This is a genomic window from Bacillus sp. AFS029533 (assembly GCF_002585125.1).
GTDB lineage: Bacteria > Bacillota > Bacilli > Bacillales > Bacillaceae_G > Gottfriedia > Gottfriedia luciferensis_B.
On the sequence record NZ_NUQC01000013.1, the window covers coordinates 97,192 to 123,849 of the forward strand.

The 26,658-nt window shown below is 31.2% G+C and carries 26 protein-coding genes; 21 read left to right on the forward strand and 5 right to left on the reverse strand.

Features of this window, described 5'->3' with window-relative positions:
- Positions 1–157: 157 nt before the first annotated feature.
- Entirely contained in the window at positions 158–292 is a 135-nt protein-coding gene (locus COE53_RS24280) for a hypothetical protein (RefSeq protein ID WP_091021372.1), read from the reverse strand.
- Positions 293–439: 147 nt separating this feature from the next.
- Between COE53_RS24280 and COE53_RS06830 the strand changes: the two genes are divergently transcribed.
- Complete coding sequence (locus tag COE53_RS06830) at positions 440–814, forward strand: hypothetical protein (RefSeq protein WP_069032555.1); 375 nt, start codon at positions 440–442, stop codon at positions 812–814.
- A 12-nt stretch (positions 815–826) separates the two neighbouring features.
- On the opposite strand, the gene COE53_RS06835 is transcribed toward COE53_RS06830, so the two are convergent.
- The gene (locus tag COE53_RS06835) at positions 827–1,387 is read right to left on the reverse strand and encodes a 3D domain-containing protein (RefSeq protein ID WP_025671360.1); all 561 of its coding nucleotides are present in this window, start codon (positions 1,385–1,387) and stop codon (positions 827–829) included.
- 627 nt (positions 1,388–2,014) lie between these two features.
- Between COE53_RS06835 and COE53_RS06840 the strand changes: the two genes are divergently transcribed.
- The 5 genes from COE53_RS06840 (at position 2,015) to COE53_RS06860 (ending at position 9,814) form a co-directional block, all read left to right on the forward strand.
- A complete protein-coding gene (locus tag COE53_RS06840) occupies positions 2,015–3,796 on the forward strand; it encodes a M3 family oligoendopeptidase (protein WP_069032556.1) in 1,782 nt (593 codons plus the stop codon).
- A 148-nt stretch (positions 3,797–3,944) separates the two neighbouring features.
- A complete protein-coding gene (locus tag COE53_RS06845) occupies positions 3,945–5,684 on the forward strand; it encodes an ABC transporter ATP-binding protein (protein WP_286143674.1) in 1,740 nt (579 codons plus the stop codon).
- A complete protein-coding gene (locus COE53_RS06850; protein ID WP_098947592.1) occupies positions 5,665–7,500 on the forward strand; it encodes an ABC transporter ATP-binding protein in 1,836 nt (611 codons plus the stop codon). The genes COE53_RS06845 and COE53_RS06850 overlap by 20 nt, the downstream gene beginning before the upstream one ends.
- An 11-nt stretch (positions 7,501–7,511) precedes the next feature.
- Positions 7,512–8,159, forward strand: coding sequence for a nitroreductase family protein (locus tag COE53_RS06855; protein WP_069032559.1), 648 nt, complete (start codon positions 7,512–7,514; stop codon positions 8,157–8,159).
- Positions 8,160–8,425: 266 nt separating this feature from the next.
- Positions 8,426–9,814 carry an APC family permease gene (locus COE53_RS06860; RefSeq protein ID WP_069032560.1) on the forward strand — a complete coding sequence of 463 codons (1,389 nt, stop codon included), beginning with the start codon at positions 8,426–8,428 and terminating at the stop codon, positions 9,812–9,814.
- Between the two features lie 48 nt (positions 9,815–9,862).
- On the opposite strand, the gene pepF is transcribed toward COE53_RS06860, so the two are convergent.
- Positions 9,863–11,674, reverse strand: a complete 1,812-nt coding sequence (pepF, locus tag COE53_RS06865; RefSeq protein ID WP_069032561.1) for an oligoendopeptidase F — start codon at positions 11,672–11,674, stop codon at positions 9,863–9,865.
- 217 nt (positions 11,675–11,891) lie between these two features.
- Here pepF and COE53_RS06870 point away from each other — a divergent pair, with 217 nt between their 5' ends.
- The 4 genes from COE53_RS06870 (at position 11,892) to COE53_RS06885 (ending at position 15,129) form a co-directional block, all read left to right on the forward strand.
- Complete coding sequence (locus tag COE53_RS06870) at positions 11,892–12,413, forward strand: hypothetical protein (protein WP_069032562.1); 522 nt, start codon at positions 11,892–11,894, stop codon at positions 12,411–12,413.
- Between the two features lie 34 nt (positions 12,414–12,447).
- The gene (locus tag COE53_RS06875) at positions 12,448–13,326 is read left to right on the forward strand and encodes an ABC transporter permease subunit (RefSeq protein ID WP_069032563.1); all 879 of its coding nucleotides are present in this window, start codon (positions 12,448–12,450) and stop codon (positions 13,324–13,326) included.
- Positions 13,323–14,378 (forward strand): ABC transporter permease subunit, encoded by a 1,056-nt coding sequence (locus COE53_RS06880; RefSeq protein ID WP_069032564.1) that lies wholly within the window; start codon positions 13,323–13,325, stop codon positions 14,376–14,378. Before COE53_RS06875 ends, COE53_RS06880 begins: the two co-directional genes overlap by 4 nt.
- A gap of 232 nt (positions 14,379–14,610) precedes the next feature.
- Entirely contained in the window at positions 14,611–15,129 is a 519-nt protein-coding gene (locus COE53_RS06885) for a hypothetical protein (RefSeq protein ID WP_069032565.1), read from the forward strand.
- A 172-nt stretch (positions 15,130–15,301) separates the two neighbouring features.
- Here the strand turns inward: COE53_RS06885 and COE53_RS06890 are convergent, their stop codons facing one another.
- Positions 15,302–15,766: an NUDIX hydrolase gene (locus tag COE53_RS06890; protein WP_069032566.1), complete on the reverse strand. Its 465-nt coding sequence runs from the start codon at positions 15,764–15,766 to the stop codon at positions 15,302–15,304.
- A gap of 214 nt (positions 15,767–15,980) precedes the next feature.
- Between COE53_RS06890 and COE53_RS06895 the strand changes: the two genes are divergently transcribed.
- Both COE53_RS06895 and COE53_RS06900 read left to right on the forward strand, forming a co-directional pair.
- A complete protein-coding gene (locus tag COE53_RS06895) occupies positions 15,981–16,421 on the forward strand; it encodes an NUDIX hydrolase (RefSeq protein WP_025569093.1) in 441 nt (146 codons plus the stop codon).
- 202 nt (positions 16,422–16,623) lie between these two features.
- Positions 16,624–17,127 carry a CcdC protein domain-containing protein gene (locus COE53_RS06900; RefSeq protein WP_025569092.1) on the forward strand — a complete coding sequence of 168 codons (504 nt, stop codon included), beginning with the start codon at positions 16,624–16,626 and terminating at the stop codon, positions 17,125–17,127.
- Between the two features lie 134 nt (positions 17,128–17,261).
- On the opposite strand, the gene COE53_RS06905 is transcribed toward COE53_RS06900, so the two are convergent.
- Complete coding sequence (locus tag COE53_RS06905) at positions 17,262–18,029, reverse strand: HipA family kinase (RefSeq protein WP_069032567.1); 768 nt, start codon at positions 18,027–18,029, stop codon at positions 17,262–17,264.
- Between the two features lie 220 nt (positions 18,030–18,249).
- On the opposite strand from COE53_RS06905, the gene COE53_RS06910 reads away from it, so the two are divergent.
- The 9 genes from COE53_RS06910 (at position 18,250) to COE53_RS06955 (ending at position 26,217) form a co-directional block, all read left to right on the forward strand.
- Positions 18,250–18,735, forward strand: a complete 486-nt coding sequence (locus tag COE53_RS06910; protein WP_069032568.1) for an AraC family transcriptional regulator — start codon at positions 18,250–18,252, stop codon at positions 18,733–18,735.
- A gap of 430 nt (positions 18,736–19,165) precedes the next feature.
- Entirely contained in the window at positions 19,166–19,849 is a 684-nt protein-coding gene (locus COE53_RS06920) for a hypothetical protein (RefSeq protein ID WP_069032569.1), read from the forward strand.
- 218 nt (positions 19,850–20,067) lie between these two features.
- The gene (locus COE53_RS06925) at positions 20,068–20,442 is read left to right on the forward strand and encodes a DnaJ family domain-containing protein (RefSeq protein WP_025569009.1); all 375 of its coding nucleotides are present in this window, start codon (positions 20,068–20,070) and stop codon (positions 20,440–20,442) included.
- A gap of 168 nt (positions 20,443–20,610) precedes the next feature.
- Positions 20,611–21,474, forward strand: coding sequence for an AraC family transcriptional regulator (locus COE53_RS06930; protein WP_025569010.1), 864 nt, complete (start codon positions 20,611–20,613; stop codon positions 21,472–21,474).
- 76 nt (positions 21,475–21,550) lie between these two features.
- A complete protein-coding gene (locus COE53_RS06935; protein ID WP_069032570.1) occupies positions 21,551–22,627 on the forward strand; it encodes a Gfo/Idh/MocA family protein in 1,077 nt (358 codons plus the stop codon).
- A gap of 21 nt (positions 22,628–22,648) precedes the next feature.
- Positions 22,649–23,395 carry a sugar phosphate isomerase/epimerase family protein gene (locus tag COE53_RS06940; protein ID WP_069032571.1) on the forward strand — a complete coding sequence of 249 codons (747 nt, stop codon included), beginning with the start codon at positions 22,649–22,651 and terminating at the stop codon, positions 23,393–23,395.
- Positions 23,396–23,438: 43 nt separating this feature from the next.
- The gene (locus COE53_RS06945) at positions 23,439–24,155 is read left to right on the forward strand and encodes a ThuA domain-containing protein (RefSeq protein WP_029715355.1); all 717 of its coding nucleotides are present in this window, start codon (positions 23,439–23,441) and stop codon (positions 24,153–24,155) included.
- Between the two features lie 24 nt (positions 24,156–24,179).
- A complete protein-coding gene (locus COE53_RS06950; protein WP_029715356.1) occupies positions 24,180–25,148 on the forward strand; it encodes a sugar phosphate isomerase/epimerase family protein in 969 nt (322 codons plus the stop codon).
- 40 nt (positions 25,149–25,188) lie between these two features.
- Complete coding sequence (locus COE53_RS06955) at positions 25,189–26,217, forward strand: Gfo/Idh/MocA family protein (protein WP_025569013.1); 1,029 nt, start codon at positions 25,189–25,191, stop codon at positions 26,215–26,217.
- Positions 26,218–26,658: the final 441 nt, after the last annotated feature.

Genomic DNA, 26,658 nt, shown 5'->3' on the forward strand with positions numbered 1-26,658 from the left:
AAGCTAAAACTGCAAATAAAAATTGTCAAACTGCAATTAAAAAAATCGAGACTGCAAATAAAATCACTAAAACTGCAAATAGGAGCATGAATTATGAATAAACTAAGCGAAAATCACGGGAATAAACAATAAATAAGAATAAGGAATCAATAATTCTTTATTTTTCTCGTTCTTTCATATATTTTTCCGCAAGTAATTGTTTAACTTGATTATATGTCAAACCAGAATTTGCATTTTTTCTTTTCACTTCGTTTATGTCAGTTCCAGTTATCGTAAAACGTTTATCTTTCATTTGGTTTCATCTCCAAAACAAAATTATATAATCTTATTATTTATTAGTTAAATGGAAAATATCCAAAAGGATTGATTAAAAGAGCAATTAAATTAATTAGTAAGATATGTTAAAATTATAAAGATAAATAGAGTAGGAGATAAAACCATGCATGAGATTTTCTTTGGGTTATTAGGTTTCATATTTCGCTTAATATCTTGGTTTGTTATCGAAATAATCGCTCAATTTTTCTTTGATTATTTGCCAAAAAAATTTTTTGGTTATTCGTTTTATGAGAAAGATGTGGAATTGATTGAAAAGAGAATTACTATATTGAAAAAAGAAGAGTGGTTTAAACCATATGAAATGTATTTACTAGAAATATCACAAAGAAAGAGTATTCAAAGGTTAATTTTAAAAGCAAATATGCATGAAATTATATCTATTGTTGAAAAGAGAAATGAATTCTTAACTGAATTAGATCGGCGATTATTTGACCTAAATCCAAATGGAAGTAGAAATAGAAAAACGAGCCTAGATTAAAGGCTCGTTTTCTTATTTTTTATAAACTTTTACAGTAACTGTTTTAACTCCCCATTTTTGGGCATTTTTCTGACTTGGGATAAATACATCAATTTTATTTCCTTTTAGAGAACCACCAGTATCTCCAGCAATTGCATAGCCATAGCCTTCTACATATACTTTAGAACCTAAAGGAATTACTTTTGGATCAACAGAAATAACTTTTGCTTTTGGATTCTTTTTTAAATCTATGCCAGTAGCTGTTTTACCACTACATCCTTTACAGCTACCAGTGTAAGCTGTAGCTTTCATTTTAATTACTTTATAAGGTGTAGCAGCTTTAGCTGTTGTTTTTTTAGTTGTTGTTGTTTTTTTCTTAGTTGCCGGTTTAATTTGTAATACTTGATTTACTTTAATTAGGTCTGATTTTAAATGGTTCCAAGATTTAATCTGAGAAACTGTTACCTTTTGTTTTTTTGCGATAGCAGATAAAGTATCACCAGATTTAACTTTGTATGTTGCTGCGTATGTATTTGTCGTAAATCCCATTGTTAGAATAACAGTAGTAACAAAACATGTCATTAATTTTTTCATATTTCCCGCTCCTGTCCATCTTCTATGTATAATACTTTACCATGGGAATGTGACAGTAAGATTTCAGTAGTTTTATTTTATATTACAAATATATTACCTTTTTTTATAATTTTCTATAAATTCTGCATAATAACTACAGTTCATTTCGACATAGTTCCAATTTAAGAATGTTCATCCCTGATTTATGAGCAAAGATCCTTGATTTTAAGGGCTAAAAGAGGTGAATTGAAAAGTGAATAGGAAGATAGTTAATCAGTAAAAACTGTTCAATCAGGTAATAAATAGTCTAGAAAAACATACTTTTTTAGGACAATTGAGATGGGTTTTATTAATTTAGAATTAAAAACTATGTAACATTTAGTGATGTTTTGTAATATTTGCTTTTAATTTAAGGCTAAACAGAAACTGAATTTTAGTTCTAAAAACTTCTAAATTTTACTAAAAACTAACTCAAACTGAATCGTGCTAAACATTTCTTTCTATTATAAATAGACAAAATGTACGATTACAGCAAAATTCAACAAGCTTGTGTAGGATTTAAAATTGGTAAAAGTAGTATGATTAGACTAAATATTTTGAATAATGTATAATAACAAATGTACTTAAAAAACCAAAAGGTGGGGTCGTATGTCAACAAATACATATTCACTTACATGGGATTTAGATGTTTTCTTTAAAGGAGGCAGTGAATCTCCTGAATTCGCATCATACATAATAGAAATTACCAATTTAGTAGAAAGAATTGAAAAACAAGTTTCTTTGTTTTCTGCTCCTAAAAGTAGTGATGAAGTTGAGGAATTAGCTGATATCATAGGTAATATTGAAGTAATAGGTAAGAAATTATCGCAAGCTAGTGGGTTTGTTAGCTGTTTACAAGCTCAAAATATGGCTGATCAAAAAGCTAATTTATTAAGAGGAAAGTTAACGCAGCTATATGCAACATTTTCTACGTCTTTAACAAAATTCCATAGTCAACTAACGAAAATTGAAGATTCTGTTTGGAAAGATATTTTAGAAACTGATGAGTTTAAGGGAATTTCTTTCGCATTAAATGAGCGTCGTCAAAATGCTAGTGAATTATTATCAGTTGAACAAGAGGCATTAATTACTGCCCTTTCAGTTGACGGATATCATGGTTGGGGCCAAATGTACGATACTGTTGTTGGAAAAATGCAGATCGAACATGATGATAAACTTTTATCTGTTGGTCAAGCATCAAATCTATTTTCTTCTAAGGAACGCAATGTGCGTAAAGAGATTTTTGAAAAATGGGAAGAAACATGGGGAGAAGAGTCAGATTATTTCGCTAAAATATTAAACCACCTTGCAGGTTTCCGTTTAAGTGTATATGGACAACGTGGATGGAATAATGTATTAAAAGAACCATTATCAATCAATCGTATGAGTCAAGAAACACTTGATTCAATGTGGGGTGCGATAATCGACAATAAAGCGCCATTTGTTGAATATTTAGAAAGAAAAGCTAAATTACTAGGCGTAGATAAATTAAGTTGGTATGATTTAGATGCGCCTGTGGCTGATATTGATTCTACCGTTTCATATTCTGAAGGTGCAGAATTTATATTAGATCAATTTGGTAAATTTGGTGAAGAGTTAACTAGTTTTACAAAGATGGCTTTCGAAGATTCTTGGATTGAAGCGGAGGATCGTGCAGGTAAACGTCCAGGAGGTTTCTGTACAGGATTTCCTGAAAGCAGCCAATCACGTATTTTCATGACATATTCAGGTACACCTTCGAATGTTTCAACATTAGCACATGAATTAGGTCATGCTTTCCATTCATTTGCGATGAAAGATGTTCATACACTTAATAAATATTATGCGATGAATGTTGCTGAAACAGCTTCTACATTTGCAGAAATGATTGTAGCTGATGCAGCTGTTAAAAATGCGAGTTCCGATCAGGAACGTTTAGCTCTTTTAGAAGACAAAATTCAACGAAGTGTAGCATTTTATATGAATATTCATGCTCGCTTCTTGTTTGAAACGCGTTTTTATGAAGAGCGTAAAAATGGTGTTGTAAGTAAAAATAAAATAAATGAACTGATGGAAGAAGCTCAAAAAGAAGCGTATTGTGGGGCTTTAGAAGAGTATCATCCACATTTCTGGGCATCAAAACTACACTTTTATATTACAGGTGTACCGTTCTATAACTTCCCATACACATTTGGATACTTATTCTCATTAGGAATTTATGCAAAAGCATTGGAAGAAGGAAAGAGCTATGAACAGAAATATATTGCTCTTTTAAAAGATACAGCTTCTATGACAGTTGAAGAATTAGCTCAAAAACATTTAGGTGTAGATTTAACAAAACGTGATTTTTGGGAGAAGGCAGTAAAACTATCTCTTAAAGACGTTGAAGAATTTTTATCAATCACTGAATGATAACTTTCTATGAGGAGGACTCGTTTAATTACGAGTTCTTTTCATGTTTTAAATGCCTTTATTAACATTTTTGTAGATTTATTAAAAAGAGATAAGAAAATACGGAGGGGTTTTTAATCATTACCTCTTTAGTAGGGGAGTGACTAAAGTGAATAGTTTTAAATTTTTAAAACCATATAAAATAACAATTTTCGCAAGCATAGTCTTTTTACTATTAGAATTAGTCGTTGAATTATTTCAACCATATATTTTATCTAATATCATTAACAATGGAATAGTTCACAAAGACATGGCTTATGTTACAAAATGGGGAATCGTCATGATCGTGTTATCGATCGTTGCTTTTATTGGAGGAGTATTAAATACTTTTTATGCAACTCATATTGCTCAAAGCTATTCATATACGTTAAGGAAAACATTATTTGAGAAAGTACAAACTTTTTCATTTACGACGTTTAGTTATTTACCAACTTCATCAATCATTACTAGATTGACAAATGACGTTTCACAATTACAAAGTGCCGTATTTATGAGCTTAAGAATTATTTTGAGAGCACCATTAATCGTAACTGGTAGTGTCGTAATGGCATTAATTTTGAATTGGAAGCTTTCATTTATTCTATTTTTAATTTTACCTTTTTTATTTATCTTCCTAAATTGGATGGTTAAAAAAGGTAGAAGGCTATTTAAGAATGTTCAAGATAATGTGGATATTGTAAATAGTGTGCTAAGAGAAAATTTAGTTGGAATGAAATTAATTAAGGCATTCGTACGAAATGACTATGAAAATAATCGATTTCAACATATAAATCAAAATTTAAAACAAAAAACCTCAGTTGCTTTACGAACAATGGAAATTACGATGCCAGTCATGCTTCTATTTATGAATGCTGCGGTTTTGATTGTATTGTGGTTTGGAAATAGTAAAGTACATTCACATGAAACAAATATTGGAGATATTGTTGCAATCGTAAATTATATTTCTCGTATTACTTCATCATTTACTGTTTTTTCATTTATTATTAGTGCATTTTCAAGAATGAGAGCTTCTTCTGAACGGATCGATGAAATATTAACGATTGAAGAAGACTTTGTAGAAAAGAATGAAGGAAACCAACTTACAGATCGATTGGAAGGAAAAATTCAATTCCATCAAGTTTCTTTCAGTTATCCTAACTCTGAAAAAGAGGTGTTAAAAAATATTTCATTTGTTGCATATCCTCAAACAACAATTGCGATATTGGGCTCAACAGGGTCTGGAAAAACTTCTTTATTCCAATTAATCCCTCGCTTATACGATGTTAATTCTGGAACAATCTTAATTGATGATCAAGATATACGTAAAATAAACAGTAAGCAACTGAGAGGACAAATTGGATATGTACCACAAGAAGCTTTACTATTTACAGGTACAATCAAAGAAAATTTACTAATGGGTAGAGAAAGTGCATCAGATGAGGAAGTTTATTTAGCTGCTAAACATGCACAAATTCACGATTCAATTTTGACTTTCCCAAATGGATATGAAAGTTTAATTGGTCAAAAAGGAGTTAACCTTTCTGGTGGTCAAAAACAAAGACTTTCGATTGCAAGAGCGATTCTTAGAAAACCTAGTATCTTATTACTTGATGATAGTACTAGTGCATTAGATTTAAAAACCGAAGCTAGTTTGATTGAAGCTCTAAAAAATTACGACTGCACCACATTAATCATCACTCAAAAGATCAGCACAGCAAAAAATGCAGATAAAATATTAATTATAGATGAGGGTGAGCTTGTAGAAGAGGGTACACATGAATCTTTATTAAAAAGTTCAAAATTATATAAAGCAATCTACTATTCACAATATGGAAGGGAGGAAATTCATAATGTTAAAGGAGCTAACTAAACCTTTCCAATATAAACACTTACAATTATCAAAGGAAAAGAAGAAAAAGGAAGCTTCTCGAGCAGATAACGTTTCCTCAACATTGAAAAGAATATGGTCTTACCTAGCATTAATGAAAGGTAAATTAGTTGTCGTACTTTTAATGGTTTTAGCAAGTTCTGTACTCGGTTTATTAGGACCTGTATTAGTTGGCTATTCAATCGACCATTATATTCTAAAAGATAATTTAAGTGGTTTAAGTTGGTTAATCGTTGCTTTAGTGTTTATTTACTTAGGCTATTCAGCATCATTGTTTTTACAAAATTTTTGGATGATCGATATTGCTCAAAACACTGTAACAAAAATGAGGACAGAATTATTTAATATGTTTCATAAATTACCTATGTCATTTTTTGAAAAAAGACAACATGGAGAGTTAATGAGCCGTGTAACAAATGACTTGGAAAATGTAAGTTCGACTTTAAATACATCAGTAATCCAAGTTTTTTCAAGTGTTTTAACTTTAATTGGTACGATTTCAGTGATGCTTTGGTACAGTCCAATCTTAACTTTACTGACTTTATCAATTGTTCCAGTTTTAATAATTGGTATAAAATGGATTACGCACCGTACTGGCCAACTCTATAAAATCCAGCAACGTAACTTAGGTGAGTTAAATGGATTTATTGAAGAAACTGTTTCAGGCCAAAGAATCATCAAAACTTTTTCTCAAGAAGATAAAATGATTCGAGATTTTTTAAATAAAAATGAAAAATTGAAAAACTCAGGATTTTGGGCTTTTATCTTTGCCGGATTTATTCCTAAATTCATGAATGTATTAAACAATGTAAGCTTTGCAATCATTGCAGGTATTGGTGGCTACTTTGCCTATAAAGGACATATCTCGATTGGTACAATTGTTGTATTTACTGAGTATTCAAGACAATTTACTCGACCACTAAACGATTTATCAAATCAGTTTAATACATTACTTTCTGCTATTGCTGGTGCTGAAAGAGTATTCTCAATCATCGATGAAGATATTGAAGCGATTGATGAATCCCACATAATTAACGATCAAAAAGTTATTCAAGGTGAAGTTGAGTATAAAAATGTTAATTTTTCTTATGGGAAGGATTCAAATACATTAACAAATGTTTCATTCAAAGTATCACAAGGTGAGACAATTGCTCTAATCGGACCAACTGGTGCAGGTAAAACTACAGTAGTAAATTTACTTTCGCGCTTTTATCAAATCAATAGTGGTGATATACTCATAGATGGTGTAAGTATTGGACAATATTCTAGAAAAAATTTGAGACAGCAAATGGCATTTGTTTTACAAGATTCATTTTTATTTAAAGGAACAATTCGAGAAAATATTCGCTATGGTCGTTTAGATGCAACAGATGAAGAAGTAGAAGAGGCTGCAAAGCTTGCCAATGCACATAGTTTTATTATGAAATCTTCAAAAGGATATGATACAATCTTAAATCAAGATGATCAGCAAATTAGTCAAGGTCAAAAGCAACTTCTCTCAATTGCTCGAGCTATTCTAGCAGATCCTGCAATTTTAATTTTAGATGAAGCAACAAGTAGTATTGATACAATTACTGAAATTAAAATTCAAGAAGCTTTACAAAGACTAATGCAAGGCCGAACAAGCTTTGTCATTGCTCATCGACTAAATACAATTAAAAATGCTAATCAAATACTTGTTTTGAAAAATGGAATGTGTATAGAGAGAGGTTCACATGAAGAACTAATTGATAAACAAGGATTTTACTATGAATTAGTAAATCATCAAGGGATGAGTGAAGATCAGCATATACAATAAAGGGTGGAAGCATGGATTACAATTCGTTTAAAGAAATTATTCACGGAAGAAGAAGTATTCGAAAATTTACTGATCAAGCAGTATCAAATGAAATAATTGAAGAAATTATTGACTGCGCACGTTATGCTCCAAGTGATACAAACTCACAAACTTGGGAGTTTATCATTATTAAAAACACTGACAAAATTAAAAAAATTGAAGAGATGACATGGGATTCTCTACATGAAGTTGCTGAAAAAGCAAAAGAAAAAGGATTAGAAAAAGAAGGTAAACTATTAGTTCGTTCTTTTGGTCCTTATGCAACAGCATTTAGAGAAGCACCAGTTTTAATTATTTGTTTAGCAACACCTTATGAATCAAAATTCAGAACAAAAATATTTGATCCAATTGGCTTTGTTGAAAATGAAGTTTGGAAAGAAGAAGGAATTAAAAGCAGCTGCTTAGCATCACAAAACCTAATGTTAGCAGCCCATGCATTAGGCTTAGGAACATGTCCAATGACAGGTCCAGTCTTACTTGCTCAAGATAAACTAAGAACGTATTTAGAAATTGAGGAAAACCGCGAAATTAACATGGTTATTTCACTTGGATATCCATCTGAACCAGCGAAAAAACTTGCACGTAAAGAAGTTGCAGAAATTATTCGTTACGTTGATTAATAAAATTAAGTAACCCACGAGGAAATTACTCGTGGGTTTTTTGTATTTTTATAGAACAATCGACTGGATATTGAATAGAATATCTCTTCGATTAACAAAGTTCATTGCCTGCTTGATCAATAACTCGCATTTAAAGATGAAATTTTAGATCAATTCAAAATATTATATTAGTATAAAATAACGATTGAATTTATATTAATATATTTGTATAATTACTCAAGTGATTAATAAGTAGAAGAATTTTTTCTGAAAGGTGCAGTATCATCATGAATTCGACTAAAAAATTAGGGGTAATGGGTTTATCATTTTTAAGTATAAATGCAATATTAGGTTTACGTAATATTGCTTTTGCTTCAACAATCGGTCCTTCAGCTTTATTTTATTGGATTGCTGCAGCGTTAATTTATTTTATTCCAATTGGATTGATTGTAGCAGAGTTATCTACAACCTATCCAAATCAAGGCGGAATGGGTGTTTGGGTTCGAAAAGCTTTTGGCGAGAAGGCGTCATTTTTATGTTCGTGGTTTTTTTGGATTGCTAATTTTACGTATTATCCGTCACTTTTATTAACTACAACAATTGCGATTGCATATGGAATTAACCAGCCACAAATGGCAAGTCATCCTATGAAAACAGCTATTATATCTAGTATTATATTTTGGATTGTTACATTACTTACATTAAAAGGTACTAAAATGAGCGGAAGGCTTGCATCGATCGGGGCTCCACTTGGCGTATTAGTACCTGCTATTTTAATATTTGGCTTTGGATTTTATAGTATGTTTAGCGGTGAACCAAGCGCTACCCACTTTACACAAAGTACAATCATGCCAAATAATTTATCATTTGGAACGATCATGTTTTTATCAACACTAATGTTTGGTTTTTCAGGGGCAGAAATGCTAGGAACGATTGCAGGTAATGTAAGAAACCCACAAAAAACATTTCCTAGAGCAATTTTAATTACATCAATTATTATTGCATTAGTATATATACTTGCAACAGTTGCTTTCCAGTTTGTCATTACAATTTCATCTGACCAAACTGCGACGGCACTTTACTTATTTGCGGATAAAATAACTTCACAATTTGGACTGGATTTTTCACTTTCTCAAATTTTAGGAATCTGCTTTGTATTAGCATTTGTAGGATCTCTTTCATTTTTAATTTTGAATCCAAGTGTAATGATTGCTGAAAGTGCAAAAGAGGTACTTCCTAAAAATTTATTAAAAGAAAATAAAGATGGTATGCCATCAATTTTAATATTAGGTCAAGCAGCGGCAGTAACGCTAATTTTAATCCTATCTGCATTTGTACCAAGTGTCTCAAAGGCATTAAATATGTTAATTTTAATGTCAACATTGGCATTTTTTATTCCTTATGTATTTTTAATTAGTGCGTATCTTAAACTTCGTATGACTGATAAAAAAATAAACAGACCGTTTAAAATTAAAAGTAATTCACTAGCCATTTTCGTTGCACTCATTGGAATGATTTCAGTAGTTGGAACAATCGGTTTAACGCTTATTCCAGCTCCAGATACGACATTACTAGAATATTTACCTATCGTACTTGGACCAATTTTATTTGGATGTATTGGATTTATACTTTACACTAATGGAACGAAAGGTAAAAAGAAACAAATGAAAAACTAATAAAAAAACCTAAATTATTTTGAAATAATTTAGGTTTTTTTGATGTTTTTAGAAAAGAGACTCTAATTCAGTCACTAATGAACCAACATACTCAACAGCTTCCTTGATTGGTGCACTTGTTGTTAGATCAACACCTGCCATTTTTAATAGTTCAACAGGTTTTTTCGATCCACCTGTTTTTAATACTTCAATCCATGAATCAATAACAGGTTGGCCTTCTGAAGCAATTCTTCGTGAAATTGCAGTAGATGCAGTCAATCCAGCAGAATAAGTATATGGATAAAGTCCCATATAATAATGAGGCTGGCGCATCCAAGTTAAACTTGCACCTTCATCTATTTCAACAGAATCTCCCCAAAATTCTTTCAGAACATTCCCTTTAACTTCACAGAAGGTCTTCGCTGTAAGAGGCGTACCTTTTTCAGAAAGGTCATAAACTCTTCTTTGGAACTCACCTTCAAGTAAATGAGTTACAAAATTATGATAATAAGTACCTAGTAATTGCAGGATCACCCAACGCTTCATTTTTGGATCATTCGTTTGTTTTAATAAATATTGGCCTAATAACATTTCGTTAAATGTCGAAGGTGCTTCTACGAAATACATAGAAGGACGTGTATTTACAACACGTTGATATTTGTTTGCATAATAAAAATGACCAGCATGCCCTAGCTCATGAGCAAGGACAAATGCATTTCTCATCGTATCCTGCCAGCTAATTAAAATATATGGATGCACTCCATACGGACTAGAGCAAAATGCACCTGTTGATTTTCCAACATTATCGGAATAATCAATCCAACGCTCATCAAACGCTTTTTCCATAATTGAAACATAGTCAGGTCCCATAATTTCTAGTGATTTTAAAATCGTTTCTTTTGCTTCTTCATAAGTAGTGCTTGGGTTGAAATCTGGATCTAGTGGTGCTTTTAAGTCATAGAAATGTATCGTTTCAAGTCCAAGTTGTTTTTTCTTTAAGTTAGCTAGTCTACGCATATGTGGAGCTAATTCCTTAAAGATGATATTTAATTGATTATGATACATTTCTAAAGATACTTTATGATCTTCAAGTAGCATTTGCGTAACTGAGTCATAATTACGTAATTTACTTAATGCGACTTCCTTTTTTACTTGAGTAGCATAAATCGAAGCATATGTATTTTTGTATTGGGTAAGTGTTTTAGTAAAAGATTCATACGCTTGTTTACGCACTGTTTGATTTGGAGAGAATTCATATAAGTTTTCGAACATGGCAAACGAATTTTCTAATTCTTTTCCATTTTCATCTTCAAAGGAATCGAATTTTAAATCAGCGGCCTTACTTGTTTGGTAAATTCGATATGGGGCAGAAGTAACTTCACCAAGCGCAGCTAAAGCCTCTTCAGTTTCAGGGAGTAATATATGTTTTTTAGATGCAATAATTTCTTCTAATAATAATTTAAAGACCTCAATTTCATTTTCTTCCTTAATAAATCCTTCTAACATTTCGTTATTTAAATGTAAAAGCTCTGATTGAATAAACGTTAAAGTTGTATTTGCTTTTGTACTTAAGCTAGAAAATTGTAAACTATCAGATTGATTTTGAGAATCTGAACCATCTCCAGACTGAAGTAAGCTTACATATGTACCACAACGAATTAATTGAAGCATAATCGATTCATAAGTTAATAAAGCCTTTTTTAAAGATTCAGCAGACTTAAGGACAGAACCTTTTAGCGATTTCGCCTCTACTAGGTCATTCTCAATTAGTTCTAAAGCAACTAGCCACTCTGCACGAGTCGGAAATAAATCCTCTAATTTCCATGTCATTTCTGTTGGAACCTCAGCACGTGTTAAACGTTTTACTAACATTTTTTCCATCAAATTGCCTCCTTTATTAGTAGTTGGTACGAATCTATTATACTGTATAAAAACAAATAAATGGTGGAATTATTCGATAAAATAGAAAATTATAACAATTTCACTGCACAAGCCGTCATTATTTTGATAAAATTAATTGTATTTGGTTAAAAATTTTAACTTTTATAAAAAAAAATGGAAATAAATTTTATTCCTTTGAAAGGGGTTTTTTAATCGAATGAAAAAATTTAAAATGGTCTGTTTACTAACCTTGGCAACTATCGTACTTTCAGCTTGTACTATTAAAAAGCCTCCACAAAATTTAGCTATTAAACCACAAGGTACTTATGATTTTAAAACCGTCGGGATTAAAGTAGAATCATCACTTCCTAAAAATGCTAAATTTAATCTTTTGTTTAAAGATGATGATACAAAGAAAGTAATCTACGAAACTACTATTAAAACAGATGAAAATGGTACTGCAAATAAGAAAGTTTTATTAGATACAAAAAATAAAAACCTAACTGGTTTATTATTTTTTAAGCCTGAAAACCAACCAAAAAACATTCAAGACAAATTCGGTAAATATGGTGAAAACATTCGATCCACTACAGAAGGTTATCGAGTTGGGAAAAAAAATAACCAAAAATATATATATATTAAACAGTACGGTACATTTTGGAAATTCGGTAAATTAAGTGATGGAGGTTTTCTAGTATTTAGTAAAGATAAGATAAAGCAAGAAAAGGAGGGGAAATAATACACAATTAGGCGAAAGAGATTGTGTAGAAAACATGATACAAACAAGTAGAATTATATCTAAATATCTTCTTCAGTTTTGTTTAACCATATTCGGAATTGGATTAATTACGGCTACTTCTTTTACTCTATTTTTACCAAAAGGGGAGCGACTGGTTGAGTTTTGGAATCAACTACAAATCTTTTTTTGGAGTTTTTTTTACTTCGATAATTTAGAAGTTTACTTAAAAGAATTTCAATATGCTCCTTTTTCTTCCGTATTTTTAGAGCCATATATTTATTCTTTTACGATTCTTTTATCAGCGTTTTTACTTTCAATTTTCGTGGCATTATTTATTGCTTATATAGTTAATTTAGGCCCAAAATCATTTAGAAAAATAATGAATAGTATCCTATTTTTCCTACAATCTATACCAGATGTAGTAATGATTTGCGTATTTCAAATTTTCTTTTTATGGATTTTTAATAAAACAGGCGTTAAAATTGTGGACCCAGTAAATGGCTTTGAATCGAAAGCTTACGCATTACCAATCTTCCTTGTATCAATCATTCCTACTATTCAACTTTTCCAAATGTTATTTCTAGCAATACAGGAAGAAAAAATTAGAGACTATGTAGAGTATGCAAAAGCAAAGGGACTGTCTAATTCTTGGATTATTATCCGTCATATATTACGAAATGTTGCGATTACTTTATTAAGTAATAGTAAGCTAATATTTTGGATGATGATTTCAAATCTATTAATAGTAGAGAAGTTCTTTAATATGAAGGGCTATTTTTCATTTCTATTTAATAACAGCAGTTCGCCTGAAATCTTTTTTATGGCGCTAGTTTTACTATTTATCCCATTCTTTTTGCTAGAGATTTTGTTTAAACAAATTGTTAATAGAATGAAAGGGGGACAAGCTATATGATAAAAAATAGAAAATATTTACCAATTATAATTGGAAGCTTTATCATACTTGGCTTAATCACCTTTAGTTTTATTTATACTTACTTTATTAAGGATACGATCAAACCAGCCCCTGCTTTGTTATACAATGCAGAAGGTAAATTAGTAGATACATATGGTTATCCTCCAAGTTCGAAATATCTTTTTGGTGTCGACCGATTTGGAAGAGATGTATTTTGGATGGTAATTGATGGTGCAAAATACACTTTATCCATTGCCATCGTTGTAGGACTAATGAGAGTCATATTTGGTAGTTTACTAGGCACATTTTTCGGATTCATGAATCAAAGATTATTAAAAATTATTGAACCAATTTTAAATGCATTTCGTTTTGTCCCAGCTGTAATCATTATATTTCCATTTTTTGTGAAATTAAATGACGTTCCAGAAGCAGCAAAAGAAAAAACGATTGCAATTCAAATAACACTACTAATTATTATTTCAATACCAATATTGATGAATTCAATAGGTGAAGAAGTAAGAGATTTTTTAAAAAATGATTTTATTACTAGCTCTAGAGTCATTGGTGCACGAAATGGCTGGATCCGCCGTAAACATGTCATACCATATTTAAGAAGCCGAATTCTTTTATTATTTGTACAACAGACTATTCATACTTTATTTTTACTAACCCAATTAGGGGTTTTTAAACTTTTTATTGGTGGTGTAAAAGTTCTCTACTTAGATCTAGGTGTCGATCGGCCGATGTCACAAGCTAATGAATGGTCTGCGATGATTGGTGCTAATTACATCGAGTTATCGATTGATTCATGGGTAATCATTGGTCCAAGTATCGCTTTTATCGTTTCAATATTTGCTTTTAATCTTATTAAATTGGGAATTGAGCGCTTAATGGAAAACCAAACAGTGCAAAAAAAGAAGAAACCTCTCAGAAATGAAAATTTATATCCTGGATTAAATGATTTCGATTTTGTAAATAAAGAAAATTTAGATGAAGTTAATAGGATTTTAGAGGAAGAACCTAAAACGAATGGACAGCTTTTAACAAGATAATAGCTTAATAGAAGGCATTTGTTCTAAATTAAGAATAGAGTGAGTTAATACGAAAATGGAAATAAAGAAAATCCAACTATTGTTTGTGTTCACAGCCTTGCTGGAAATGCAATTTATAGTTTTGAAGAATTAGCAAAAAATCTAGTAAATAAATTTCATTTGATTGTGTTCGATCATTACATTTGTGGAGTTTCTAACTAATCAACTAATTACATAACAGGAGTCTAATTTTATGAAAAAAATAATTCCAGTTTTAATGCTAGTATTAGTCATATTGACTGGTTGTAATTCTGATACTATTTACACACCTCTTTATGATGGGAAAAAATTAATTATTGGTGTTATAGGAAATATTCCGAAAGTAAGAGAAGAGAATGTGAAATTCAAACATATTAATTTGGATAAAATCGAAGAAACTAAGAATCTTTCCTCGGAATTTGATGCCATAATAATAAAGAAGGAACATCTTTCTAAAGTTGCCAATCATAAATATCTAGCTATTTATCAACATTCTGGTCTTCCATTTTTCTTTATGGATTCAAAAAAATCATTTGAATTAATTATTAATGGACAAATATCCTATAAAGATGCGCCTGATATGGTTGACCAATCCTATGCCACGGGTATTTTGGATGAAAATCATTTCTGTGGATATGGACTATACAATGACAAAGTAAACGATCTTAACATAAAGGATGTATATACACGAATTTTTAAAACAATTGATTCTAGCAAATGTTTCAACGATTAAGACATAAAATATGTGAGTTTGTAGGAGTGTATTGAAATAACTACTCTGAAATATGTTAAGTGAAAAAAGCATATAGCATTCTACTAAAAGAGTGAAAAACCCAGATCTTAATTGTTCTGGGTTTTTCACTCTTTATGAATTTCCTATTCCATAAAAGCCTCTGTTGAGTTAATTATTTAATAATTGGATGTCTATTATCTTCTTCCCAATCAATTATGAATGATTTTTGTCGTGGATTTAAGTTAGTAGGAAGCTCTGTCTTTCTGAAAAATCGATGTTCTCTGCTTTCAATATCCTTTTGTTTTAATTCTCCAGTAAATTGTTTAGATAAAAAAATTATTTGAACGCTGAATGCTTTATCTCCATTAGGGTACTGAACAAAGCATTTTTCACCTGAATAGATACCAAACAACTCTAATCCCGTTACAGTAAGTCCCGTTTCTTCAAGAGTTTCCCTTTTTGCCGCCTCCTCAAAAGTTTCTCCAATTTCCATAATTCCACCTGGTATGCACCAATTGTCTTCGTCTGTTCGGTGTTGCAACAATATTTGTTCATTTTCCTCTATAATGATCCCACAACCTATTGTGAATAGGGTTTCGTTTCCAATATATTTCCTCATATTTTTGATATAATCCATGTGAAAATCTCCTTCATCGTACTAATCCTTCAAAATTCGACAGAAGGAATAAAATTTCCTTCTTTTTTAGCTAACCTTCCATTGAGCGGAATAATTGATCATTTCATCCATAGACATAAAAAAGATGCATTTATTTGAAAAAAGGTCTCTTTAAGTTTTAATAGAATATTTAAAAAGTATTATTTAGGAGTTAGATGAAGAAAGGGGAATTCTTTTGTTATCTAAGGAAAAAAATACAGAAAATAAGTTTTCACCACCCAAACATATTATTTCAGCAGCGACAATTGTAATAAATGAACAAAATCAAATTTTATTAATTAAGGGTCCACAACGAGGTTGGGAAATGCCAGGTGGGCAAGTTGAAGAGGGGGAATCATTGAAAGAAGCTGCAATTAGGGAAACAAAAGAGGAAAGTGGAATTGATATTGAAGTTTTGAAATTTTGTGGAGTATTTCAAAATGTTAGTGGATCAATTTGTAACACATTGTTTTTAGCTAAACCAATTGGTGGAAAGTTGACAACATCTTCAGAAAGCATAGAAGTGGGATATTTTCCTATTGAGGAGGCCTTAACTATGGTAACTTGGAAAAATTTCAAACAAAGAATTGAATATTGTTTGAATGAAAACAGCCATCCCTTTTATATAGAGTTTTAATATTCAACTAACAGATTTCATTATTTTAGCATACATAAAATATGACAATATCACTTTCAAAAATAGATCTTTCTCCTAATATATGAATTTCTAAAAGCTTTTCTTAATTTCGTTTTGACTTCTTATCTCTTTATCTGAGGAATATACATTAAAATGTTTAATGTTTTTCAACACTTAAAATATTACAATTGCGGGGGAATATATGAACGCTTCTTCTTTTTATATGATTGTTATTATGGTTGCTGCATTGGTATTATGGCGAAGAACGAGAGCTATGTATCACCCAATTAAAGGAAGAGGAGTTCGCCTTCTTCTCCCAATGCTATATTTACTGATCCCTAGTATTCCCATTGTTTTGAATCCGAATGCTCATGCAGCTAGCTGGGTATGGATTTGTGCACTTCTCTTTGGAGTTATTTTATCTATTCCACTTATTTGGACGACAAATTATGAACTCCGATCTGATCAACAAATCTACGCTACAAAGAACAAAAGTTTCATCGTCGTCTTTGTTATAATCTTTATTATCCGATTTGTACTTCGCGATTATTTAAAGTGGCTCGGCAATGAGACTGAGGCAGCACTTTTTATGACCGTTGCAATCGGATATATTTGCCCTTGGAGAATTATTTCATTTCTCAAGTTTCGTCAAATATATATTAAAAGAAACTATAATAATAAAGAAACCCTTCAGAAAAATATCTGAAGGGTATTTTGGTTTTTTTAATAGATTCACTCCTGATAATGAAATGTTAATAAAAATAGATATGTCTCCGAAATACTGCAGTAAAAATACCCATAATAATCATATTGATAGACGAATAATATCTTCCATCGTAACTAATTCAAATATTTTTTTACAAATGTATAAACTGATTCAGCAAGTGTTTTTTTGCGCTCCTTCAGATATTTAAAAAGTGCTACTTTGTTTTCGTTTGAAACATTCCAGTCTACTGGTATATCCTGAATAACTTCTTCGATTGAGACATCAGATAATGCTAAGATTTTTTCAATATAAGACGTTATGATGTTTAAGTCATTTAACATATCTACCGTCCAAACATGAACGATTGATTCCTTTTTAAACTTTTTGGATTTTTGAAGAGTTTCTGCATTCCATTTGTATCCTCCTGGAAAACATTTTCCATGATCAATCATATGAATGTCATACTGTCCATCTGGGTGTCGTTTTAAAAGTATATTGCTTTTAGTGCGGTCTGCATCATGCACCCAATAATCGAAAACGAGAATTCCAGCCAAAATATGGGGATTATTTAATTCATTTATAGTCGGACGAGGAGGTTTTTTTGCAAGGCCAATACAGTTATCAATAAAAAGGCTAGCAAACTGTTTACCTGGTTGGTAATGAGAAGAAAATTTTTTGGGTATTTGCTGAATTTGCTTTTCAGTCATCGTTACAATTTCAAAAGGTACAACAGGCAAATTCAACAGTTGACCTAATCTAGCGACAACATATTCGTTTACAAGTTCCCTTGTTCCATGGAAATTATTTTTACATTTAACAGCATAACGATTACCATCACTAAACAAAAATAAATGTGCAGCTTTTCCTGGTAGCGTTTCTATATATCTTATCGGTACAATCAATGATATAACTAAAACCTCCTTATTAAGTAGAACATATTACTATATTCTATATAAGTAGAAGGGTATTGGACAAAAGAATTAATGAACTAGAAGAATTTTTTTCTTTTCACAATTTCATATTCGGTAGATGTATATGCTCTAAATTTAATTTTTGTAAGAAAAGGATTTTAAATAAAGGAAAGAGAATAAAGGACTATATTACCAATTTGGAGTTGAGAAAATGAAAGTTGTAATTAAAGAACTAACAGAATATGAGGTTGCGTTTTTTAGACGTGTCGGATCATATTTTGAACCAAATGGGGAACATTGGGATAAGTTATTAAATTGGGCAATAAATAATGGACTTTTTCCACCACAACAATCTTTCATAGGAATTTCCTTAGATAACCCAGATTTAATAGAAAGTCTAAATTGTCGTCACGATGCCTGTGTTACAATACCTGATGGTTTTGATAAAGAAAAACATGAAAATATCCAATTTAGAAAATTAGATGGAGGTCATTACGTTTTGTATCAATATTATGATTCTCCTAGTATGTTAAATAATGGATATAAATATATGTATGAACAATGGTCACCAAACAGTGAGTTTGAACCTGATTATGACCGCTATAACTTAGAATTTAGTATGAATAATCCTGCTGAAGACCCAGATGGAAAAGCTAAAGTTCATTTATATGTGCCAGTTAAAAGTCGGACAGCTTAAATAAACTAGTTTTTTAGTATTTTGAAAGACCAATTAGTAATAAAGTAAAATGATTTTCTATTAACCTAAACATCTTTTTTCATATATGATGTAAGTATTGTTATTTCTTGGAAATAATAATATAATTAAATAGAATTTAAATTAAAATTATATCCTTTGTGAAAGGGTGTTAGACTATGAATTTCACTATTTACTTTGGAAATCATGAAGATAAAGAAGTACATACAATGGATTGCTATGTAGACATTGAGGAAGAAACTGTTTCTTAAGCTAATGATCAATCTTAATAAAAATTATTTCAAGGATGCGAAAAATTTTCGTATCCTTTTTTCATTTTTAAGATTTACATTTTAAAATTTATTGTGTATGATTAAAATATAAAAGGCGAACTAATGTTCTATGTATAGATTTTAGAAGGAAAGGAACTTGCATGATGAAAAGAAATGGAGCAACTAAAAGGAAATCAAAAACACCTATTATATCCAATACAGGTTTTATCGGAGCAAGTTTCATTGATATGGAAGAATTGCAAGAAAATCAATATTATTTTACAAGGAAACATCCTTTAATTATACATGAAGTATTAAATGGACTATTGCAAGCTGCATGTGCATTATTTCAAAAACAAAAAATTCCAGCATTTATTGCGTGTGAATATTTAAGAGAGGAAAAGAAAATAGGCTTAATCTTATCAAAAAAGCCATTCGAAAAAGAAGAAGGAATTCGTTATTTTATTGAATATCTTCGTGAAATTGGTCACTTAAATAATGACAAAACAATAAGGGCTGAAATTTCAAATACTGGATTTATTGGCGTAATTTTTGTGGATTTATCGTATATTTCAAGGTTTACATTCGATACGGAAATGAAGTTGCTTTCTGCTTTCACTATTAATTTCATGGAACCGTTAAAAGAAATTTATCATCAAAATAAAATTCATTTATATATGTCAGGTGTTGAACTTCAAAAGGAAGATAAGTTAGGCTTTGTACTTTCTAAGAATCCTTATGATGAGCGGAAAGAAGCGAACTTGTATTTTAAGGAATATTTGAGAGAAAGAGGATTGTTAAAAAATTATAAAGAGAATGTGTTTATTCAAAGACATCGAGCATAAATTTTTTCATTATACTTAATTTGGTTTTAAAAATACATATAAAAACTGAGAGGGGCTGGCATGAGCGGTTCCTCTTTTTGTTTATTCAAAAAAAGTTCATAATTTTGATAAAGTTAGAAACTTACTTAAACCATTCGTTTGCATAAAATATAGAAAGGAAATAGTTAGAAAGTAACGAATAGTATAATATAGGACTAACCAAAAAGGTGGCTATAACGATGACGAATAATGGGAAATATGTAGATTGGTTAAGTGAAATTGTTAAACGTCATGAAAAAGAAGGTGGTTTTGAAGATTTACCTGGAATAGGTAAACCATTACCTAAGGAGCTTTTAAAAGATGATTTATTAACAACTGTTATTAAGAAGTCAGGCTATAAACCAGATTGGGTAATGCAACAAAAGAAAATATTCCAGAAGCTTGAAACGATTTTGATGAAGTTAAATTCTGATGAAAATAGTAAAGAAATAGCTAAAATGATCTCGGAAGTAAATGATGAAATTAAGAAATATAACTTAGGCTGTCCTTTTCCGATGCAAAGAAATTATGTAAATAAGGAAAACCTTGAGAGTCAATTGATTTATTGGAAATGAGTTTGTGAAAAAATGAACGAATTCACTATATAGATGTTTATACTTTTTTACTCGGTATAAGCATCTTTTTATTTTCTGACTTTAAAATGGGAATTCTATGAAAAAATCTATATTTAATGTTAATGTAAAATACATACATAATAAAAATAGTTGTAAGGGGGGATAAGAATGAGCGCCACTCTTGAAGTGAGGAGACTAGATCGGAATTTTCCATTTTGTTTATTTTCAAATGATGGATTGACGTTAGTTGGTCATCATTGGCATAAACTCGTAGAAATCATTTATGTACAGAAAGGCGTTTTAAAGATTGGTGTAAATGATGAGTTACTTCATTTAGAAGAAGGCGAATTTTATATCATTAATAGTGGTGATATTCATTATTTTTTATCTTCACCAAATAGTATGAGATTGGTCGTGCAATTTGATTTTACTATTTTCGAAGATGTACAGTTTTTGAAAAAAAATAATATGGAACTAATCGAATTGTTTAATTGTATTCAAAAATCTAGTGTTTTTTGGAATGAAGAAGTTAAACAGAAAATGATTACCTATTTAGAAGAACTTGAATGTGAATATATCGGCAAAAAAGAAGGATATGAATTGGCGATAAGAGCTAGATTATATGATATTTTACTTCTAGTTTATCGGGACCTACCTCATACAGAAAATAATAAACTAAACTATCCAAATAGGAAGGCTAGTTTATTAAAACTAGAAAAAATATTTCATTTTATAGAAGAGAATTATATGAATGATATTACATTAAATGATGTTGCGAATTATATCGGCTTTACCAATTCATATTTTGCAAAGTTTTTTAAAAAATACACTGGTTCTACATTTTGTCATTTTTTAAATCAATACAGAATAACGAAGGCTCAATGGTATTTATTTAATGAAGATTTACCAATTACAGAAATTGCTTATAATGTTGGATTCATTAATGTGAAAACGTTTAACAGATTATTTAAAAACGAAGTTGGTTTATCTCCAACCCAATATAAAAAAAAGACAATATTTGAGAAGTTTTAGGCAAGGTGTAAGGAAGACTCAAATGAATTATTTCTATAAACTGGAAATGTAAATAACATTTCCGGAGGTTTTTATAATGAAATTAAAAGTAGGAATAATCGGTTGTGGCGGTATAGCAAATGGTAAACATATGCCAAGCTTAGCAGTATTAGATCATGTAGAAATGGTAGCTTTTTGTGACATTATTGAAGAACGTGCTATTAAAGCGAAGGCACAATTTGGTGTAGAGGAAGCAAAGACATATACAGATTACAAGGAATTATTAGCAGATGAATCGATAGATGTCATTCACGTTTGTACACCAAATAAATCTCATTCATTTATTACAATTGATTCTTTAGAAGCTGGTAAACACGTTATGTGTGAAAAGCCTATGGCAAAAACTTCAGCAGAAGCAAAAGCGATGGTAGAAGCGTCTAAACGTACAGGAAAAAAATTAACGATTGGCTATCAAAATCGTTTTCGAAACGATTCACAATATTTAAGTGAAGTTTGTAAAAATAATGAACTAGGTGAAATTTATTTTGCAAAAGCTCATGCGATAAGAAGAAGAGCGGTACCTACTTGGGGTGTATTTTTAAACGAAGAAGAGCAAGGTGGCGGACCACTGATTGATATTGGTACTCATGCTTTGGATTTAACGTTATGGCTGATGGATAATTATAAACCTAAATTTGTAGTTGGAAACGTTTACCACGAATTATCTCATAAAGAAAACGCTGCAAATGCTTTTGGTCCATGGGATCCAAAGGAATTTAAAGTAGAAGATTCTGCATTTGGTTTTATAACGATGGCAAATGGTGCAACCGTTATCCTAGAATCGAGCTGGGCTTTAAACACTCTTGAAATAGGTGAAGCTCAAACTACACTTTGTGGTACTGAAGGTGGAGCTGATATGAGAGATGGTCTCCGAATTAATGGAGAAGCATATGGGCGACTTTACGATAAAAAAATTGATATCAACACTGGCGGCGTAGCTTTTTATGAAGGCGCAACCGATTCCGCTGAAGTATTAGAAGCGAGACAATGGATTGATAGTATCATTAATGATACAGAGCCAATTGTTAAACCTGAGCAAGCATTAGTTGTAACTCAAATTTTAGAGGCAATCTACGAATCTTCAAAATCAAAGAAACCGGTATATTTTAACTAATTAGTATAGGAGATGAAATATATGACACTACCAATTGCCCTACAATTATGGAGTGTAAAAGAGGACGCAGCAATCGACTTTTTCGGTACTTTAGAAAAAGTAGCGAAAATGGGTTATGACGGAGTAGAGTTCGCGGGATACTATGGTAAAAATGCTTCGGAAATAAAAGCTGTTTTAAACAAACTAGGATTAAAGATAGCAGGAGCCCATGTAAGTGCAGATCAAATTATTCATTATATTGATGACGTAATAGCTTTCGAAAAAGAATTAGGAAACAAATATGTTGTATGTCCTTGGGCCAATTTTACTAGTTTAGAAGAATGGAAAGAATTTGCGGAACATTTACAACAATCTGGAAACCGATTAGCTGAAGCGGGAATATCGTTAGTTTATCATAATCATGCTCATGAATTAGTCAGATTAGAAAGCGAATATATACTAGATATTTTATTAAACTCAGTTCCAACAAATCTCTTAAAAGCAGAGTTAGATACTTATTGGTTAGAATTTTCTGGTGTAGATGCGGTTGAATATATGAGTAAGTATAAAGGAAGAACTCCATTAATTCACCTGAAAGATATGGCACCATCCAAAGAGGAAAGTACTGAAGTTGGAAATGGAATTATGAATATAAAAGGAATTGTACAACAAGCAAAACTAAATTCAGCTGAATGGTTAATTGTTGAGCAAGAAGCGTTTACGAAACCACAATTAGAAAGTGTTGAAATTGGATTGAATAATTTAAAAAGGATTTTAGCTGAAGCTTAAAACGCTATTAAAATATGTAAAAAAATAGAGATGGGTGAGACATATGGTAAAAGTTACGATTTGGAATGAAAATCGACACGAACAAATTAATCCAGTTGTAAAAAGCATTTATCCAAGCGGAATACACTCAACCATTGCAACGTTCTTAAATGAAGCAGGGTATGATACTACGACAGCTACATTAGAGCAACCTGATCATGGATTGACCAGTGAAGTGCTAGAAAATACTGATGTATTAATTTGGTGGGGACATATTGCTCATAATGATGTGGAAGATCAAATTGTTCAAAAAGTTTATGAAAAAGTATTGCAAGGTATGGGATTAATTGTCTTACATTCTGGGCATTTTTCTAAGATTTTTAAAAAATTAATGGGGACTAGCTGCGATTTAAAATGGCGTGAAGCAGCTGAAACGGAAAGACTTTGGGTTGTCGATCCGAGTCATCCGATAGTAGATGGTATTGGCGAATATATTGAAATTGACAAAGAAGAAATGTATGGCGAACATTTTGATATTCCTACTCCAGATGAGCTAGTGTTAGTAAGTTGGTTTAAAGGTGGAGAGGTATTTAGAAGTGGCTGTACATTTAAAAGAGGGAATGGAAAAATCTTCTATTTCAGACCAGGACATGAAACTTATCCAACTTATCATCATAAAGAAGTTCAAAAAATTATCATTAATGCAGTAAATTGGGCGAATAAATCAAAAAGAAATTATCCTTCATATGGACATAAAGAGGCCATAGAGGCATTAACGTAAATCATAGATTGGAGCGAGAAATCGATGAAATTAGGAGTATTCACAGTATTATTTGCGGATCAATCATTTGAAGAAATGCTTGATAAAGTTGCAGATTCGGGATTAAAGGCTGTTGAGATTGGTACAGGTTGTTATCCTGGAAATTCCCATTGTCCGTTAGACCGTTTAATAGAAAGTGAGCAAGTAAGAAGAGAATATATTGAAAAAGTTGAAAAACGAGGATTAACGATTAGTGCTTTTAGTTGTCATGGTAATCCATTATCACCTGATAAAGAGTTTGCAAAGGAATCTCATGATGTACTTGCTAAAACGATTAAACTGGCTTCGCTATTAAGTGTACCAGTTGTCAATTGTTTTTCTGGAACAAGTGGTGACCATGAAGAAGCAAAATACCCAAGTTGGCCAGTAACTGCTTGGCCAAATGAGTATAGAGATGTACTAAATTGGCAATGGGAAGAAAAGTTAATTCCTTATTGGAAAGAAATGGGCAAATTTGCGGAGGATCATCAAGTGAAAATTGGACTAGAACTACATGGTGGCTTTTTAGTTCATACTCCATATACATTATTAAAGTTACGTAAAGAAACTAGTAATGCAATCGGTGCTAACTTAGATCCTAGTCATCTTTGGTGGCAAGGGATTGATCCAGTAGCAGCGATTAAAATACTTGGAAAAGAAAATGCGATTCATCATTTCCATGCAAAAGATACGTATATCGACCAAGATAATGTAAATATGTATGGTTTAACTGATATGCAACCTTATGGTGAAGTTCAAACTAGAGCTTGGACATTCCGCTCAGTAGGCTGTGGACATAGTTTGAAAGATTGGTCTGATATGATGAGCGCACTACGTACTTTTGGATATGATTATGTTGTTAGTATTGAACATGAAGACCCAATCATGTCGATTGAAGAAGGTTTTTCACGTGCTGTAAAAAACTTACATTCCGTATTGATAAACGAAGAGCCATCACAAATGTGGTGGACTTAATAAAAAATAGGTAACCAATCCAAAAAAAGTTGGTGAAAAAATGGAAAAATTAAGAGTTGCGATTATTGGTTGTGGAAATATATTTTTAATGCATGCACAACCTGCTTTCATAAGAGAAAATGTAGAATTGGTAGCGGTTTGTGATATTAAAGAAGAGCGAGCAAAAGAGAAAGCTGAACAATTCAAATGTACTTATTATACAAATTATCTAGAGCTTTTTGAGAAAGAAAATTTAGATGTTATCCATATTTGCTTACCGCATTATTTACATGCGCCGGTTGCAATTGAAGCTGCAAAGCGAAAAATCCATGTCCTTACTGAAAAGCCAATGTCTATTCATTATTCTGATGCACAAGAAATGGTAGAAACAGCAAAAAATAATGGAGTAACATTAGGTGTCATTTTTCAAAATAGGTATAATCCAGGATCAGTTTTAATTAAAGAAATGTTACAAAATGGTACGCTAGGAAAAATAAAATCTGGAAAACTATCAGTAACTTGGGACCGTTCTGACGCGTACTATTTAACTAGTGATTGGAAAGGGACTTGGGAAAAAGAAGGTGGCGGGGTAGTCATTGACCAAGCGATTCATACGATGGATTTAATGCGATGGTTCGTTGATGATGAGATTGAATATGTCGACGCGACAATTAGTAATAGAGCACATGAAATGATTGAAGTTGAAGATTGTGCAGAAGGTGTTATTAAGTATAGAAGTGGTGTAGTCACTGCCTTCCATACAATAAACTATTATTCTTATGATGCACCAGTTACGATTGAGCTGCATTGTGAAAATGGGCTTGCTAAAATGGTTGCTGACCGTGGAGTAGTCTCTTTAAAAGATGGAAGAGAGTTCGTTGCTGATAACAATCCAAATGAAACCTTTGATTATGGCAATGGCGCGAAGGGGTATTGGGGCGTTAGTCATGTAAAACAGATTAATAATTTTTATGAATCATTGAACGATCATTCTCAGTTACATATAACTGGTGAAGAAGCAATGAAAACTCAAAAGATGATTTGTGCAATCTATGAATCAGGTAAGAAAAAAGAGAGGATTTATTTATAAATAAATCGATTATTTTATCCCCAATAATTTAATAATTAAACTTATAAAAAAGTAAATGACGTAGAGGGTTATGCTACATGTCGTTTACTTTTTTTATTTTTTCACTGTATTCAATGACTAATTGACTAAATTGAATTATAGGAAGGAATTAAGATCGTAAACAAATAAAGTCCATTATTGAGGAAAAGATTTTGATGAAAAAAATATCACAATTAATGCAGCTTGCAACAAAGAATCTTAGTATTTCAATAAAAATTTCATTTACCGTATTAGTAGAACATACTAAGAAAGAAATTAAATCGTTATAAAGCATAAATGGGTAGCGAGTTAGGTTGTCAAGTATCCGTTTTGTTTAATTCACTTCATAAATTTTAATTATTTATTATTTAGTTTCTTTTCGTTAGATTTTTGTATTCATGCTAATTAAAAAAGAACCACTAG

Excerpts from the sequence above, each read along its gene's own strand:
- COE53_RS24280 (WP_091021372.1), bottom strand. The coding sequence starts at position 292 with ATGAAAGATAAACGTTTTACGATAACTGGAACTGACATAAACGAAGTG.
- COE53_RS06830 (WP_069032555.1), top strand. The coding sequence starts at position 440 with ATGCATGAGATTTTCTTTGGGTTATTAGGTTTCATATTTCGCTTAATA.
- COE53_RS06835 (WP_025671360.1), bottom strand. The coding sequence starts at position 1,387 with ATGAAAAAATTAATGACATGTTTTGTTACTACTGTTATTCTAACAATG.
- COE53_RS06840 (WP_069032556.1), top strand. The coding sequence starts at position 2,015 with ATGTCAACAAATACATATTCACTTACATGGGATTTAGATGTTTTCTTT.
- COE53_RS06850 (WP_098947592.1), top strand. The coding sequence starts at position 5,665 with ATGTTAAAGGAGCTAACTAAACCTTTCCAATATAAACACTTACAATTA.
- COE53_RS06855 (WP_069032559.1), top strand. The coding sequence starts at position 7,512 with ATGGATTACAATTCGTTTAAAGAAATTATTCACGGAAGAAGAAGTATT.
- COE53_RS06860 (WP_069032560.1), top strand. The coding sequence starts at position 8,426 with ATGAATTCGACTAAAAAATTAGGGGTAATGGGTTTATCATTTTTAAGT.
- pepF (WP_069032561.1), bottom strand. The coding sequence starts at position 11,674 with ATGGAAAAAATGTTAGTAAAACGTTTAACACGTGCTGAGGTTCCAACA.
- COE53_RS06870 (WP_069032562.1), top strand. The coding sequence starts at position 11,892 with ATGAAAAAATTTAAAATGGTCTGTTTACTAACCTTGGCAACTATCGTA.
- COE53_RS06875 (WP_069032563.1), top strand. The coding sequence starts at position 12,448 with ATGATACAAACAAGTAGAATTATATCTAAATATCTTCTTCAGTTTTGT.
- COE53_RS06880 (WP_069032564.1), top strand. The coding sequence starts at position 13,323 with ATGATAAAAAATAGAAAATATTTACCAATTATAATTGGAAGCTTTATC.
- COE53_RS06885 (WP_069032565.1), top strand. The coding sequence starts at position 14,611 with ATGAAAAAAATAATTCCAGTTTTAATGCTAGTATTAGTCATATTGACT.
- COE53_RS06890 (WP_069032566.1), bottom strand. The coding sequence starts at position 15,766 with ATGGATTATATCAAAAATATGAGGAAATATATTGGAAACGAAACCCTA.
- COE53_RS06900 (WP_025569092.1), top strand. The coding sequence starts at position 16,624 with ATGAACGCTTCTTCTTTTTATATGATTGTTATTATGGTTGCTGCATTG.
- COE53_RS06910 (WP_069032568.1), top strand. The coding sequence starts at position 18,250 with ATGAAAGTTGTAATTAAAGAACTAACAGAATATGAGGTTGCGTTTTTT.
- COE53_RS06920 (WP_069032569.1), top strand. The coding sequence starts at position 19,166 with ATGATGAAAAGAAATGGAGCAACTAAAAGGAAATCAAAAACACCTATT.
- COE53_RS06925 (WP_025569009.1), top strand. The coding sequence starts at position 20,068 with ATGACGAATAATGGGAAATATGTAGATTGGTTAAGTGAAATTGTTAAA.
- COE53_RS06930 (WP_025569010.1), top strand. The coding sequence starts at position 20,611 with ATGAGCGCCACTCTTGAAGTGAGGAGACTAGATCGGAATTTTCCATTT.
- COE53_RS06935 (WP_069032570.1), top strand. The coding sequence starts at position 21,551 with ATGAAATTAAAAGTAGGAATAATCGGTTGTGGCGGTATAGCAAATGGT.
- COE53_RS06940 (WP_069032571.1), top strand. The coding sequence starts at position 22,649 with ATGACACTACCAATTGCCCTACAATTATGGAGTGTAAAAGAGGACGCA.
- COE53_RS06945 (WP_029715355.1), top strand. The coding sequence starts at position 23,439 with ATGGTAAAAGTTACGATTTGGAATGAAAATCGACACGAACAAATTAAT.
- COE53_RS06950 (WP_029715356.1), top strand. The coding sequence starts at position 24,180 with ATGAAATTAGGAGTATTCACAGTATTATTTGCGGATCAATCATTTGAA.
- COE53_RS06955 (WP_025569013.1), top strand. The coding sequence starts at position 25,189 with ATGGAAAAATTAAGAGTTGCGATTATTGGTTGTGGAAATATATTTTTA.